The following is a 14068-nucleotide window of genomic DNA, read 5'->3' as shown; positions in this document are numbered from 1 at the left end:
CGGCATCTCACTTAGAAACGTTCGGTGCCCGTCAGGTAGCGCCATTGGCCCAGCGCCAGCTTGCCCATCGAAACGCCACCCAGGCGTATGCGGCGCATGCCCAGCAACTCCAGGCGCAGATAGGCGCACAGTTCGGAAATCTGGCCGGGTTGCGGGTTCTTCAGCACCAGGCGCAAATGGGTTTCGTTCTGCCAGCTGGCCTTGGCCTTGGGCAACTCGCGGTCATTGCGGGTCACACCGCGGGCCAGACGCTCGAGCATCTGCGCACTGGCCTCACCGCGCACCTGGACGACGAATTCCTGTTCGAGCTTGCGCAGGTCGGCGTTGATCTTACGGGTAACCCGCCAGTCCTGGGTAAACACCTGCAAGCCGCTGGCACCCGGTTCCAGCGGTGCTATACAAGCCTGGCGGGTGAAATGCCCGTGCAAGGGGCGCACGCCTTCGCGATGGGCCTCGCTGAGGCTGGTCATGTTCATGCCAAGCCGGGCGGTTTCATTGTCCATGCCCGCGGCTTGGTGCAGCAGCAGCGTAACCGGCTCCAGGCTCTCGGCGCGCGCGCCGGGCAGCAGCTCCACATGCTGCTGCTCGACCTTGAACTGCGGCTGCTCGACCACCACGCCATCGACCGTCACCCAGCCTCCTTCGATATACAACTCAGCCTCGCGGCGGGAACAGCCAAGCTGCTCGACAAGGCGTTTGGACAGACGGACGGGTTCGGACATGACGACGATTCGCAAAGGCAATGAAAGGCTGCATTGTACCCTTCCCGCCGGGCGAGGGGCGGGAATCTGTGTCAATCAGGCCGTGCCGCGTCGGCGCATGTGCAGCAATGGATACGGCTGGCCCAGGCCGTCCTTGGGCGAACGGCCCACGATTTCGAAGCCCTGGTGCAGATAAAAGCCCAGCGCCTGGGTGTTCTGCTCGTTGACGTCGAGGGTCAGGGCGTCCAACGCCTGCACAGCATGCTGCAGCAGCTGTTTGCCGATACCCCGGCCATGCCATTGCGGGTCCACGAACAACATGTCGATGCGCCCGCCCGCCACGCCGACAAAACCCTGGATGCTGCGATCAGGCCCACGGGCACAGACCAGCATCACCGCGTCCAGGTAGCGCCGCAGTACCTTGTCGCGCAGCAGCACGATGTAGTATTCGGGCAGGAAAGCGTGCGTTGCACGTACCGCGTTTTCCCACACGCTGACCAGCTTGGGGTAGTCGCTGAGATGGGGCGTTTCCAGGGTCGAGAAGGTGCGCATCGGGTCCCTGCTCCAGTGGCCGTCAAACCAAGGATAGATGCTGGGGGAGGGCGCGACCCGGGGCGGGCCGCGCCACTGCGACAGGAGGCCGGCGTGGCGCCCTGTCAGATGGGCTCTGCCCACATGTCGTATTCGTCGGCGTCTACCACGCGGCAACGCACCTTGTCGCCAGGCTTGAAGCCATGGTTGCCATCGATGAAGACACTGCCGTCGATTTCTGGCGCGTCGAAGAAGCTGCGGCCCACCGAGCCTTGCTCTTCGACCTCATCGATGAGCACGTCGATTTCCTTGCCGATGCGCATCTGCAGGCGGGCGGCGCTGATGGCCTGCTGGTGGGCCATGAAGCGGTCCCAGCGATCCTGTTTGATGTCGTCCGGGACGTCGGCCAGGCCCAGGTCATTGGCCGGTGCACCTTCGACGGGCGAATACTGGAAGCAGCCCACGCGGTCGAGCTGGGCTTCGCTCAGCCAGTCCAGCAGGTACTGGAAGTCTTCCTCGGTTTCCCCTGGGAAGCCAACGATGAAGGTCGAACGAATGACCAGCTCCGGGCACTGCTCACGCCACTGCTTGATGCGGGCCAGGGTCCGGTCTTCGAAGGCCGGGCGCTTCATCGACTTGAGCACCTTGGGGCTGGCGTGCTGGAACGGAATGTCCAGGTACGGCAGGATCTTGCCGGCAGCCATCAACGGGATCACGTCGTCGACATTGGGGTACGGATACACATAGTGCAGGCGCACCCACGCACCCAGGCTGCTCAGGGCCTCGCACAACTCGAGCATGCGGGTCTTGACCGGGCGGCCGTTCCAGAAGTCGGTCTTGTACTTGACGTCTACGCCGTAGGCGCTGGTGTCCTGGGAAATCACCAGGATTTCCTTGACCCCGGCCTTGACCAGGCGCTCGGCCTCGCTCAGCACCTCGCCCACCGGGCGGCTGACCAGTTTGCCACGCATCGACGGGATGATGCAGAAGCTGCAGCTGTGGTTGCAGCCTTCGGAAATCTTCAGGTAGGCATAGTGGCGCGGCGTGAGCTTGACCCCTTGCGGCGGCACCAGGTCGATCAGCGGGTTATGGTCCTGACGCGGCGGCACCACTTCGTGCACGGCGTTGACCACCTGCTCGTACTGCTGCGGACCGGTCACCGAAAGCACGCTTGGGTGCACATCGCGAATGCTGCCTTCCTCGACACCCATACAGCCGGTGACGATCACCTTGCCGTTTTCCTTGATGGCTTCACCGATCACTTCGAGCGATTCGGCCTTGGCGCTGTCGATGAAACCGCAGGTGTTGACCACCACCACGTCGGCATCCTCGTACGTTGGCACGACTTCATAGCCTTCCATGCGCAACTGGGTCAGGATGCGCTCGGAATCGACCAGGGCTTTGGGGCAACCCAGGCTGACGAAACCGACCTTGGGGGTGGCGGGCGTGGTGGACATGACTAACCTCGGCATTGAATACAGGTCGCCCAGCGGTGATCGGGGGCGATCTTGACGGGCGCTTTTGGCGCCTCTGATCAAAAAGTGCGCAATTCTAGCGAGCGATGGGTCGATTGACCAGCACAAATACGACGAACGCTGCGCTATGCTTCGCGCCGTTACGCCAGGCCCGGATGGGCGACCTGGCATGCACGCTGACAACAGTGGCCGTGAGGGCCTTTTGCGGGAGTGGTCGATGGTTCAGGCAAGCAGTCACGCCGAGGGCGGGCACGCAGCAAAGCAGGGGGCGACCCGGTCGCTGGGCCTGCTGGTGGCGGCGGTCGGAGTGGTTTATGGCGATATCGGCACTAGTCCGCTGTATACCTTGAAAGAAGTGTTCACGGGCGGTTACGGGGTGCAGGTCAATCACGACGGTGTGCTGGGGATCCTGTCGTTGATCCTCTGGTCGCTGCTGTGGGTGGTGTCGTTCAAGTACGTGGTGTTCATCCTGCGTGCCGACAACCAGGGGGAGGGCGGCACCATGGCCCTGACCGCGCTGGCGCGGCGCGCCACGGCGGCGCATCCGCGCCTGCGGACCCTCATGGTCATCTGCGGCTTGATCGGTGCCTCGCTGTTCTATGGCGACAGCATGATCACCCCGGCCGTTTCGGTGCTCTCGGCCGTCGAGGGCCTGGGCCTGGCCTTCGATGGCATCGACCATTGGGTGGTCCCGGTGTCCCTGGTGGTGCTGGTGGCGCTGTTTCTGGTGCAGCGCCATGGCACTGAAAAGATCGGCAAGCTGTTCGGCCCGGTCATGGTCATCTGGTTCATGGTGCTGGCCGCGCTGGGGGTTCATGGCATCGCACAGACGCCTGAAGTGCTGCGCGCCTTCAATCCCGGTTGGGCAGTCAATTTCTTCATCGTCCACCCCGGCATGGGGGTGGCCATCCTCGGCGCGGTGGTGCTGGCGCTGACCGGTGCCGAAGCCCTATACGCCGACATGGGGCATTTTGGCCGCAAGCCGATCGCACGGGCCTGGTTCGCCCTGGTGCTGCCGGCACTGGTGCTCAACTACTTCGGCCAGGGCGCCATGCTGCTGCAAAACCCCGAGGCCGCGCGCAACCCGTTCTACCTGTTGGCCCCTAGCTGGGCCTTGCTGCCGCTGGTCGGCCTTGCCACGCTGGCCACCGTCATTGCGTCGCAGGCGGTGATCTCCGGCGCCTTCTCGCTCACCCGACAGGCTATCCAGCTGGGCTACATCCCGCGTATGCACATCCAGCACACCTCGAGTGACGAGCAAGGGCAAATCTACGTGGCGGCGGTCAACTGGACATTGATGGTGGGCGTGGTGCTGCTGGTGATCGGCTTCGAGTCCTCGGGCGCCCTGGCGGCAGCCTATGGCGTGGCCGTCACCGGGACCATGTTGATGACGACCATTCTGGTGGCGGCGGTGATGTTGTTGCTGTGGAAGTGGCCACCGGTCCTGGCCGTGCCGCTCCTGCTCGGCTTCTTGTTCGTCGATGGGCTGTTCTTTGCCGCCAACGTTCCGAAGATCGTCCAGGGTGGGGCCTTCCCTGTGCTGGCGGGCGGTGTTCTGTTCCTGCTGATGAGCACCTGGAAACGTGGCAAGCAAATTCTCGTCGAACGTATAGACGAAGGGGCGCTGCCACTGCCGCTGTTCATCAGCAGTATCCGCATCCAGCCGCCGCATCGGGTGGAGGGCACGGCAGTGTTTCTCACCGCGCGCTCGGATGCCGTGCCCCATGCATTGCTGCACAACATGCTGCACAACCAGGTGCTGCATAGCCAGGTCGTGTTGCTGACGGTGCTCAGCGAAGATCGACCCCGCGTGCCTGAGCAGGAGCGCTTCGAGGTCGAGGCCTATGGCGATGGCTTCTTCAGGGTGGTGCTGCATTTCGGCTTCATGGATGAGCCGGACGTGCCGGCGGCGCTGAAACTCTGCCACCTGGACGAGCTGGACTTCACGCCCATGCGCACCACCTACTTCCTGAGCCGCGAAACCGTGATCGCGTCCAGGCTTGAAGGCATGTCGCGCTGGCGAGGCAACCTGTTCGCGTTTTTGCTGAAGAATGCCAACGGCAATTTGAGGTTCTTCAACCTGCCACTCAACCGGGTGATCGAGTTGGGGACTCAGGTTGAGATCTGAAACAGGGTAGGGGAGCGGCTGAGGGGATTCCCCTAGGGCCTGGTGATGTTTGCGGCGACGCGAGGGTACTGGGGCTGCTGCGCAGCTCATCGCGGCCGGTCCGGCGCCCCGGCGAGGCCGCCCCTACACTGACCGCATAACGCCTGAGTCAGGAGCTTCACAGGGCTTTGTAGGAGCGGCCCTCGTGCCGCGATGGGCCGCAGCGCGGCCCCGGCAATATGCGCTGCGAAGCTGAAATCTTGGGGCTGCTGTGCAGCTTATCGCGGCATGAGGTCATGCAGGGCGCTGGGTAACCCCTGATCCGCGCTATCAGTGCCGAGCGCTCGACCTGGCCCTTGCAAACTGTACGTCCAATAGCCCTCAGTTCTGCTCAGCCACACTCGACTTGCCCTGACGCGTCTCGATCTCATCGATCAGCCGCTTGGCCAAGGCCGGGTAGTTTTCATCGAAGTGGTGCCCGCCCGGTAGTTTCAGGCGTTCGCCCACGGCGGTCTTGTCGGTGCAACCGCTTTCGTCGCTTTCCTCCACCCCGTACACACACACCACTTTCGCAGCCGGCAGCTTGGCCATCTCAGGCCCGGTGGGTGCCTCTTGACCTTCCTTGCCCAGCCAGCCTTCGACTTCGATCTCGAAGCTGCCGCTGCGGGCAAAGGCCAGCAACATGACAGCGTCCACCCGTTGCTGGTCTTCCGCCGGCAGGCGGTTGTAGATGGCAGGCAGTACGTCTGCACCGAACGAGTACCCCGTCAGCACGAAACGCTTGGTCCCCCACTTCTGCCGGTAGTGATGCATCAGTTCGGACAGGTCGGCAGCGCTCTGCTCCGGTGTCTTGTGCTGCCAGTAGTAGCGCAGGGTATCGATGCCCACCACCGGATAGCCCAGCTTGGCCATCTCGCCGGCCACGTCGCGGTCCAGGTCGCGCCAGCCACCATCGCCGGACAAGAACAACGTGACGGTATCGGTGGTTTGACCGGCAGGTACCTCGACCACGGGGATCGCCAATGCGTTGCCATCCTGGCCCACCAAGGCCTGGGTCAGCTGTGCCTTGAGCACCTGCGGCAGGTGGATGTCATAGTCGCTGATGCTGGTTTCGGCATTGCTCTGGTCGCGCACGAAGGCCGCACTGGCATCGTCCGGGTTATCGTTCCAGGCCACGCTCCAGTGGCCGTGGGGCGCGGTCTTGGGCAAGGGGGCCTGGCACCCTGGCTGCTCGACCGTAAAGCCCACGGAAATGGCCCGGGCCTTGTCGTCGTTCTGGCTGGCCAGCCAGCGCCAGGCTTGGGTGGCACCCGGGCCAATGCCGGCAACCAGGGTCGGTTTGCTCGGCAACTGGGCCAGGGCCGTGTCCATGGCTTGCTGCTGCTTGGTGCAATCACCGGCAGGCAGCACCACTTGCACCAATTGCGCCTCGGCCGCCTGGGCAAGGTCCAGCAGTTGCTTGTGGGTCAGGGCCTGGTCCTGCGGTACGCCGATCGCCACCCAGGCAGTAGGATGCACGCCTGGGGTGACGCGGGTGATGCTGGCATTGTTGATTTGAAGTTGCTCAAGCTGTGCATCAGGCGCCGGGCGCGTCCAGAACCAGAACGCCGTGGCGCCGGCCAGGGCGGCCAGCAGCAGGGTCAGCAACAGGTAAAGCCAAAAGCGTCGGGTCATCAGCGTTTCACCAATCCAGTCAAGCCACCGGCAATCAGGGCAGCAGTGTCGGCCAGAGCCACCAGCGGGTCGAGCCCGGCAGGCACGGCCATGTAGCGAGGTTCCCAGTCGGGCTGGAACTTGTCCTTGAACCGGCGCAGCCCCTGGAAGTTGTAGAGTTGCTCGCCACGGCGGAACACCATCGAGCCCAGGCGCTGGGTCAGGGGCGCACCGCGCCGTGGTTGTAGCCCCGAAAGCGGCACCATGCCCAGGCTGAAGCGGCCGTAGTCATGGCTTTTGTAGTGCAGGATCAAGCCGATCATCATGAACTCCATGGTCAGCTTGGGCGCCTGCGGGTGTGCGCGCATCAGGTCGAGGCTGGCTAACTCGTTGCTGTGGGTCTCGAGCAGGTTGGCAAAGGCCACAGGTTGGCCCTGGAAACGAATCAGGGCGATACGGAAATGTTGCAGATAATCCGGGCTGAAACGGCCCAGCGAAAAACCCTTTTCGCGAACGTTCTTGCCACTTAGCCATGCATCGGAAATTTCCTTGAGCTCAGCCAGCGGCGCATGGCCTGGCTCATGGATTTCCAGGCTCAGCCCGTCACGGCCGCCTCGATTCCACGTGTAGCGCAGGTCTTTCATCTCCTTGCCTTTGGCGTCGAGGTCGAAGCGGCGCAGGTCGACACGGGCTTCTTCGCCCAGCTTCAAGGCGGTCAGGCCGATATCCATGTAGAACGGCAGGTTCTCCGCACGCACCTGGTAAAACACCGGTCGGGCGTGGTGCAGGTCGCACAGGTCGCGGAACTGCCAGATCATCTCGGCACGCTCCTGGGCCGGCCCGATCGGATCGTAGAGCGCTACCAGGCTGCGACCACGGCGGGCATACATCAGGAACGCGTTGTCCCTGGGATGGAACAGCAGCGCCTTGTCGCCGGTCAGGGCCAGGCCGCCATCGGGCTGGTCGGATGCCTGCAGAATGCGATGGGCACGTTGCAATTCGGCTTCATCGGGCAGGTGGATCACCGGCGGTGCGGTGCGCAGCAGCCAGGTCAGCGCCAGCGCTGCGAGCAGCAAGGCACTGCCCATCGCCGCACGCAGCCCACGGGGGGCATCGGCGTCCAGGGTGAACTGCCACCACAGCTGGTGGCTGTAGGGCACATCCTGGTAGGCGAACAACAGCAGCCACACCGAGGCGCCCACCGCGCAGGCGCTGGCCACCAGGTACACCGGCGAAAACGGCAGCTCCATCAAACGGCTGGGCCGGTAGAACGAGCGGCGGAACAAGGCCAGGAGCGCGGCCGTGAAGGTCAGCAGGCAGGCTTCCTCCCAGTCGAACCCCTTGAGCAGCGAGAGCAATGCACCCACCAGCAACAGCACCGTGGTCAGCAGCCACGCGGCCGACAGGCGCCGACGCAGGCCTTGGGCCAGCAGCAGGCACAGTACGCCGATCAGGCTGGCGCCGAAGTGGGAGGCATCGATCAGCCGATGGGGAATCAGAAAGCCCATGTGCTCAAGGCGGGTATCGATCTCGGGCGTGGCGCCGGAAAACAGCAGTACCACCCCGGAGAGAAATACCATGATGGCCAGGATAGGCGCTGCCAGCCCGGAGGCAGCCTTCATGGCCTGCCGCGCGAACAGCAAGCGCCGGGCTTCGTTGGCCAGCAGCAGCACGCAGGCCAGCAGAAGCGGCAGCACCACATAGATGATGCGGTACAACAGCAACGCGGCCGCCAATGGCGCAGCGCCCAATTGATCGGCGAAGGCGGCCAGCAGGATGGCCTCGAACACACCAACGCCACCCGGTACATGGCTGAGCACGCCCGCGGCCAGCGCCAGGAGGTAGACCAGTACGAAGGCACCGAACGGGGGTGCTTCGGGCAGCAGCAGGTAGAGCACGGTAGCGGCGGCGGCGACGTCCAGTGCCGTGATCAGCAGCTGCAGGCCAGTAAGCCGGGCGCCGGGCAGTCGCAGCGTACGCCGACCCAGTTGCACCAGCAGGTTGTCAGGCACTGGCTGCTCGGCCAGCCGCTTGCGGTACAGGCCTACCGCCAACAGTGCGCAGGCGGCCAGGACGGCAACCGCGATGCCGGCCAGCAAGCCTTGCGGCAACCGCAGGGCAGCCGAAGCGGCGGGCAGATTGCTAAGGGTGGCCAATGCTGCGAGCGGCGGCAGTGCACAACCCAGTGAAAGGCTCGCGAAGACGGTCATGCGCGCTACCTCGCCCGCACCCACGCCTTGGCGTGCATACAGCCGGTAGCGCACCGAGCCGCCCGACAGCATGGACAGGCCGATGGCATTGCCGATGGCGAAGGCGCTGAAACCGCCCAGTATCAACGTTCGCGCAGGTAGCTTGACCCCAGCGTAGCGGCTGGCTGACCACTCGTAGCCCAGCAGAATCACGAATCCGATCACGGTCGCCAGCAGCGCGCCAAGCAGTGACTGCACCGGCACTTCGAGCATGGCATCGTGCAAGGCATAGATGTCCAGCTCGCTCAGCAGGTGGCGGCAGGCGATCAAGGCCATGGTGAACAGCACCAGCGTCACCGCCAGCCCGATCGGCTGACGATAGCGGCTTATCCGTTCAAGCAAGGGCAGGCGCTGCACGGCTCCGGGCAACGCTGTGGCCAGCGGCACCGTAGGTTCAGGGTTCTGAGCGGTCATGAATTACCCCGGGCGTCAGGCACGAGGTGAAGAAGAGGCGCGGCCAAGTGAAAGTCCCTTTGGAAAACGTATCCAATATTACTCCGGCCATGGGCGCATAACAGCCCGGCAGGGGTTAAAGATAGTTCATCCACGCAAGGGCAGCGCCAGCCGCTAATAGGGGGTGCGCCAAGGCATGCAGGCATCGCTTGCAAGTAAGGGAGGTAGAAACGAAAAACCCCGCGCGTATCGCTACGTGCGGGGTTTGTTCTGACGAATATGGTTGCGGGAGCCGGATTTGAACCGACGACCTTCGGGTTATGAGCCCGACGAGCTACCAGACTGCTCCATCCCGCGTCAGAGGTGCGCATTCTACAGCGAACGACTTTGATGTCAAGCGTTTAGGGAATCTTGTGGCCAGCGCTTGAACAGAACAGGGCGCATCTTGGTAACCCTGGTGCCGTGAAACAGGCAAAGAAAAAGGCCACTGCGTTAACAGTGGCCTTTTCTTGAACTTGGTTGCGGGAGCCGGATTTGAACCGACGACCTTCGGGTTATGAGCCCGACGAGCTACCAGACTGCTCCATCCCGCGTCTGTGGGGCGGATTCTACAGTCTTAGCAGGTGGTGTCAAGTGCTACTCATTGATTTAACGAGGTTTTTTCGAATTGCTTTGCACGCGCGCAAAGAAAAAGGCCACTGCGTTAACAGTGGCCTTTTCTCGAATCTGGTTGCGGGAGCCGGATTTGAACCGACGACCTTCGGGTTATGAGCCCGACGAGCTACCAGGCTGCTCCATCCCGCGCCTGTGAGATCGAATTCTACGGATTTGTTTCCCCGTGTCAAGCAAATAGTGTGAAAAGCCCTTTTTGTTCAGACCTTTAGCCTTGTAGCACGCGGGCTGGGGTAGCGCGCCTACGGTGAACGCCGGCGCTGTCTAACCTATGTCCATGCTGTTTGAACACCAAACCATGCGCTATTATCTGTATGAATTTACAGTGCCTATGGTCATCCATGTCCCTGCGCAAGATCATTCACGTCGACTGCGACTGCTTTTATGCTGCCATCGAAATGCGCGACGACCCTCGTCTTGCAGGTCGCCCCATGGCAGTGGGCGGGTCGGCCGAAAGGCGTGGGGTCATCGCCACATGCAATTATGAAGCGCGTGCCTACGGGGTGCGTTCCGCGATGTCGTCCCGTCACGCCCTCAAGTTGTGCCCGGACTTGTTGATCGTTAAGCCGCGCTTCGAGGCTTACCGTGAGGCTTCTCGAGAGATCCATGCCATCTTTCGTGACTACACCGACCTGATCGAGCCGCTGTCCTTGGACGAGGCCTACCTGGATGTCAGCGAAAGCCAATGGTATGCCGGCAGCGCTACACGCATCGCCGAGGACATCCGTCGGCGCGTGGCCCGTACCCTGCATATCACCGTCTCGGCCGGGGTGGCGCCTAACAAGTTTCTTGCCAAGATCGCCAGCGACTGGCGAAAGCCCAATGGCCTGTTCGTGATCAGGCCTGATGAAATAGAAGCGTTCGTGGCGACGCTGCCGGTCACCCGTCTGCACGGTGTGGGCAAGGTCACAGCAGATAAGCTGACCCGCCTGGGGATCGAGACCTGCTCGCAGTTGCGTGAATGGTCTCGCCTGGCGCTGGTGCGAGAGTTCGGCACCTTTGGCGAGCGGTTGTGGGGACTGGCGCGTGGTATCGATGATCGCGTGGTTCAAAACGACAGCCGGCGGCAGTCGGTCAGCGTCGAGAATACCTACGACACCGACCTGCCGGATTTGCCCAGTTGCCTGGCACGGTTGCCGGAATTGCTGCAGAGCCTGAACGAGCGCATCGAGCGGATGGACAGCACCTACCGGCCGGAAAAGCCTTTCGTCAAGGTCAAGTTCCATGACTTTACCCAGACCACCCTTGAGCAAGCAGGCGCCGGCAGGGACTTGGACAGTTACCGGCAGCTGGTGGCGCAAGCGTTCGCGCGCGGTGGTAAACCTGTGCGATTGCTAGGTGTAGGGGTGAGATTGCGGGACTTGCGCGGTGCGCATGAACAGCTGGAGCTTTTCCCGCCGCTATAGCTCGCAAGAAAAGTGCTCAGTTGCCCGCGTTGAGACCCTCACGGGTCCAGCGCGGGTCAGCCACAGGCGGGCGTCAATGCCCTGGATCAGCCACCAGTCGGCCAGTGGCCTTGGTCAGGGACTGCAAGAACTCCTGTTGCAACTCGGGATCGTTGCGCGTCAGCTCGATCAGGCTCTGCTCCAACTCACTGGCTTCCTCCTCGAGGCCCAGCTCGGACAGCCGCTTGACTCGGTGCACCCACTGGCTCACCTCATCATCTTCGAGGTCGTCGAAAATCAGCTCGTGAGCTTCGCGCAACTTGTTGCGCAGCGTGGCGCTGATCAACAAACTGGCGTCACCGCGCACGGCGTTGTCCTCATCGACCACTTGCAGATGCAAGGTGCCGACATGGTTGAGGTTCTGCTCCGAGAAGGGGCTGTCGAGCAGGTTCAGGCGCAGGATGCCCGCACGGTCGGTGGTCAGCTCATAAGTGTTCTTGCCGGCCTTGACCTCCACCAGGCGCTCGCTCCACGGCATGCTCGTGGCCTCTTCGCGCTTGGCTTTCTGCACTTCGCTGATACCTGCCAGGTTCTGCTGGGCGCGGCCGTTGGAAGGCACGTTCATGAACGGATTAAGGCCGTCCACGCCATAACTGAGCCAATCGTGGGTAATGCTCTGGGGCAGGTTGCCCAAGGCGAAGACGTTGACCACGTTGGCACCCACGCCTGCTACAACCGCCACGGCACCCAGCGGAATCTCATAGATTTCCCGCCAGGGTTGGTAAGGCGTGTAGCGGTCGTAGTGGCGCGTCACCTCGAACTCGGTGACCTCGAAACGCTTCTGCTCATGTACGCGTACACGTCGTTGCGGCAGCTCCATCACCTTCGGCTCGCCAACGTCGATCTGCAGGGTGTGTTCGAGCAGTTTGCGCTCGACGCGCTCCTCGTGGTCGCTGCGCTGGGGCATCTGGTTGGCGCAGCCGCTGACGAGCAGGGCGCCGCACAGTGCGGCGCCCTTGAGCTTATAGGTACTTCGCTTGGACATGATCACTCGTGCATTGATTATCAGCGGCGAACGCGGGCCTGCAGGAAGGTCAGCACTTCTTCGAGTGGCAACACCTGGGCATCCTGCTCGGTACGGTGTTTGTATTCCAGGTTGCCATCGGCCAGGCTGCGATCACTGACGACGATGCGATGCGGAATGCCGATCAGCTCCATGTCGGCAAACTTGATGCCGGGGCTGGTCTTCTTGTCGCGGTCGTCGAGCAGTACTTCGTAACCTGCCGCCGTCAGCTCGGCATACAGCTTGTCGGTCGCTTCGCGAACCACGTCGGTTTCATAGCGCAGGGGTACCAGGGCAATCTGGAAGGGCGCCAGGGCGTCGTTCCAGATGATGCCTTTCTCATCGTGGTTCTGCTCGATAGCAGCCGCTACCACGCGGGATACGCCGATGCCATAGCAGCCCATGGACAGCATGACCGGCTTGCCGTTTTCGCCCAGAACCTGGCACTTGAGGGCTTCGCTGTACTTGGTACCCAGCTGGAAGATGTGACCCACCTCGATGCCACGCTTGATGACCAGGGTACCCTGGCCATCCGGGCTCGGGTCGCCTTCGACCACGTTGCGCAGGTCGGCCACCTGGGGCACTGGCAAGTCACGCTCCCAGTTGACCCCGAAATAGTGCTTGTCGTCGATATTGGCACCGATACCGAAGTCGCTCATCAGGGCGACCGAACGGTCGATCACGCACTCGAGCGGCAGGTTCAGCGGGCCCAGCGAGCCTGCCCCAGCACCGATGGCCTCGCGCAGTTCGGCATCGGTGGCCATGACCAGGGGGTCCGCCACCTGTTCCAGCTTGGCGGCCTTGATTTCGTTGAGCTCGTGATCGCCGCGCACGATCAGGGCGACCAGCTTGCCTTCCTCGGCGCCGCGTACAATCAAGGTCTTGACGGTCTTTTCGATCGGCAGACCGAATTTTTCGACCAGCTGGGCGATGGTCTTGGCATCGGGCGTATCGACCAGGCGCAGCTCTTCGGTTGGGGCAGGGCGCACGGTCTCGCGCGGCACGGCCTCGGCCTTTTCGATGTTGGCAGCATAGTCGGAGCTATCGCTGAAGATCACATCGTCCTCACCGGACTGCGCCAGGACGTGGAATTCATGGGAGTAGCTGCCACCAATGGAACCGGTGTCGGCCTGCACCGGACGGAAATCCAGCCCTAAGCGGGTGAACACATTGGTGTACGCCTGGTGCATGCGGTCATAGGTTTCCTGAAGGGAAGCCTGGTCGGCATGGAAGGAGTAGGCGTCTTTCATGATGAACTCGCGACCACGCATCAGGCCGAAGCGCGGGCGGATTTCATCGCGGAATTTGGTTTGGATCTGGTACATGTTCAACGGCAGCTGCTTGTAGCTCGACAGCTCGTTGCGCGCCAGGTCGGTGATGACCTCTTCGTGGGTTGGGCCCACGCAGAAATCGCGCTGATGCCGGTCCTTGACCCGCAGCAGCTCGGGGCCGTACTGCTCCCAGCGGCCGGACTCCTGCCACAGTTCGGCAGGCTGGATGCTGGGCATGAGCACTTCAAGGGCGCCGGCGGCGTTCATTTCCTCGCGCACCACGTTTTCGACCTTGCGCATTACCCGCAGGCCCATCGGCAGCCAGGTGTATAGGCCCGAAGCCAGTTTGCGGATCATGCCGGCACGCAGCATGAGCTGATGGCTGATGACCACTGCGTCGGCAGGGGTTTCTTTTTGGGTGGCGAGCAAATATTGACTGGTGCGCATGGTTAGCCGTGTCGATTGCCTAAGACGTTGAAATAGCCCCGCATTGTACGGGGGTGAAGCCAAGGCGTACAGGATGCCCCAGGGCGTCCTGCTTGTCAGCCAAGAAAAAGCCCGGCACGGT

The 14068-nt window shown here is 62.6% G+C and carries 9 protein-coding genes and 3 tRNA genes; 2 read left to right on the top strand and 10 right to left on the bottom strand.

The window, feature by feature from the left end:
* Nucleotides 1-11: 11 nt before the first annotated feature.
* From ACF8GB_RS01000 to rimO, 3 genes are all read right to left on the bottom strand, one after another.
* On the bottom strand, nucleotides 12-722 hold the full coding sequence (locus ACF8GB_RS01000; protein WP_196121754.1) for an rRNA pseudouridine synthase: 711 nt from the start codon (nucleotides 720-722) through the stop codon (nucleotides 12-14).
* Nucleotides 723-797: 75 nt separating this feature from the next.
* Nucleotides 798-1253 (bottom strand): GNAT family N-acetyltransferase, encoded by a 456-nt coding sequence (locus tag ACF8GB_RS00995; RefSeq protein WP_078478129.1) that lies wholly within the window; start codon nucleotides 1251-1253, stop codon nucleotides 798-800.
* 104 nt (nucleotides 1254-1357) lie between these two features.
* The gene (gene rimO / locus ACF8GB_RS00990; RefSeq protein WP_392474829.1) at nucleotides 1358-2689 is read right to left on the bottom strand and encodes a 30S ribosomal protein S12 methylthiotransferase RimO; all 1332 of its coding nucleotides are present in this window, start codon (nucleotides 2687-2689) and stop codon (nucleotides 1358-1360) included.
* Between the two features lie 235 nt (nucleotides 2690-2924).
* Here rimO and ACF8GB_RS00985 point away from each other — a divergent pair, with 235 nt between their 5' ends.
* The gene (locus tag ACF8GB_RS00985; RefSeq protein WP_145254971.1) at nucleotides 2925-4835 is read left to right on the top strand and encodes a potassium transporter Kup; all 1911 of its coding nucleotides are present in this window, start codon (nucleotides 2925-2927) and stop codon (nucleotides 4833-4835) included.
* A 360-nt stretch (nucleotides 4836-5195) separates the two neighbouring features.
* On the opposite strand, the gene ACF8GB_RS00980 is transcribed toward ACF8GB_RS00985, so the two are convergent.
* The 5 genes from ACF8GB_RS00980 to ACF8GB_RS00960 all read right to left on the bottom strand — a co-directional run bounded on the left by ACF8GB_RS00980 (nucleotide 5196) and on the right by ACF8GB_RS00960 (nucleotide 9913).
* Entirely contained in the window at nucleotides 5196-6488 is a 1293-nt protein-coding gene (locus ACF8GB_RS00980) for a virulence factor family protein (RefSeq protein WP_196125090.1), read from the bottom strand.
* On the bottom strand, nucleotides 6488-9130 hold the full coding sequence (mprF, locus tag ACF8GB_RS00975) for a bifunctional lysylphosphatidylglycerol flippase/synthetase MprF (protein WP_058604323.1): 2643 nt from the start codon (nucleotides 9128-9130) through the stop codon (nucleotides 6488-6490). The genes ACF8GB_RS00980 and mprF overlap by 1 nt, the downstream gene beginning before the upstream one ends.
* Nucleotides 9131-9389: 259 nt before the next feature.
* Nucleotides 9390-9466, bottom strand: a tRNA-Met gene (locus ACF8GB_RS00970).
* A 159-nt stretch (nucleotides 9467-9625) separates the two neighbouring features.
* Nucleotides 9626-9702 (bottom strand) — tRNA-Met (locus ACF8GB_RS00965).
* A gap of 134 nt (nucleotides 9703-9836) precedes the next feature.
* Nucleotides 9837-9913 (bottom strand) — tRNA-Met (locus tag ACF8GB_RS00960).
* A gap of 215 nt (nucleotides 9914-10128) precedes the next feature.
* On the opposite strand from ACF8GB_RS00960, the gene dinB reads away from it, so the two are divergent.
* Entirely contained in the window at nucleotides 10129-11187 is a 1059-nt protein-coding gene (gene dinB, locus ACF8GB_RS00955) for a DNA polymerase IV (RefSeq protein ID WP_372239215.1), read from the top strand.
* A 73-nt stretch (nucleotides 11188-11260) separates the two neighbouring features.
* Here the strand turns inward: dinB and ACF8GB_RS00950 are convergent, their stop codons facing one another.
* Entirely contained in the window at nucleotides 11261-12211 is a 951-nt protein-coding gene (locus tag ACF8GB_RS00950) for a hypothetical protein (RefSeq protein WP_058604321.1), read from the bottom strand.
* Nucleotides 12212-12231: 20 nt separating this feature from the next.
* A complete protein-coding gene (locus ACF8GB_RS00945) occupies nucleotides 12232-13947 on the bottom strand; it encodes a proline--tRNA ligase (protein ID WP_058638510.1) in 1716 nt (571 codons plus the stop codon).
* Nucleotides 13948-14068: the final 121 nt, after the last annotated feature.

This window comes from Pseudomonas sp. xss_4, assembly GCF_043104125.1.
Taxonomy (GTDB): Bacteria; Pseudomonadota; Gammaproteobacteria; order Pseudomonadales; family Pseudomonadaceae; genus Aquipseudomonas; species Aquipseudomonas parafulva_B.
This window is presented reverse-complemented; position numbering and strand designations above follow the sequence as displayed.

Coding starts and splice junctions, on each gene's coding strand:
- ACF8GB_RS00980 (WP_196125090.1), bottom strand. CDS start 6,488: ATGACCCGACGCTTTTGGCTTTACCTGTTGCTGACCCTGCTGCTGGCC.
- ACF8GB_RS01000 (WP_196121754.1), bottom strand. CDS start 722: ATGTCCGAACCCGTCCGTCTGTCCAAACGCCTTGTCGAGCAGCTTGGC.
- ACF8GB_RS00995 (WP_078478129.1), bottom strand. CDS start 1,253: ATGCGCACCTTCTCGACCCTGGAAACGCCCCATCTCAGCGACTACCCC.
- rimO (WP_392474829.1), bottom strand. CDS start 2,689: ATGTCCACCACGCCCGCCACCCCCAAGGTCGGTTTCGTCAGCCTGGGT.
- ACF8GB_RS00945 (WP_058638510.1), bottom strand. CDS start 13,947: ATGCGCACCAGTCAATATTTGCTCGCCACCCAAAAAGAAACCCCTGCC.
- mprF (WP_058604323.1), bottom strand. CDS start 9,130: ATGACCGCTCAGAACCCTGAACCTACGGTGCCGCTGGCCACAGCGTTG.
- ACF8GB_RS00950 (WP_058604321.1), bottom strand. CDS start 12,211: ATGTCCAAGCGAAGTACCTATAAGCTCAAGGGCGCCGCACTGTGCGGC.
- ACF8GB_RS00985 (WP_145254971.1), top strand. CDS start 2,925: ATGGTTCAGGCAAGCAGTCACGCCGAGGGCGGGCACGCAGCAAAGCAG.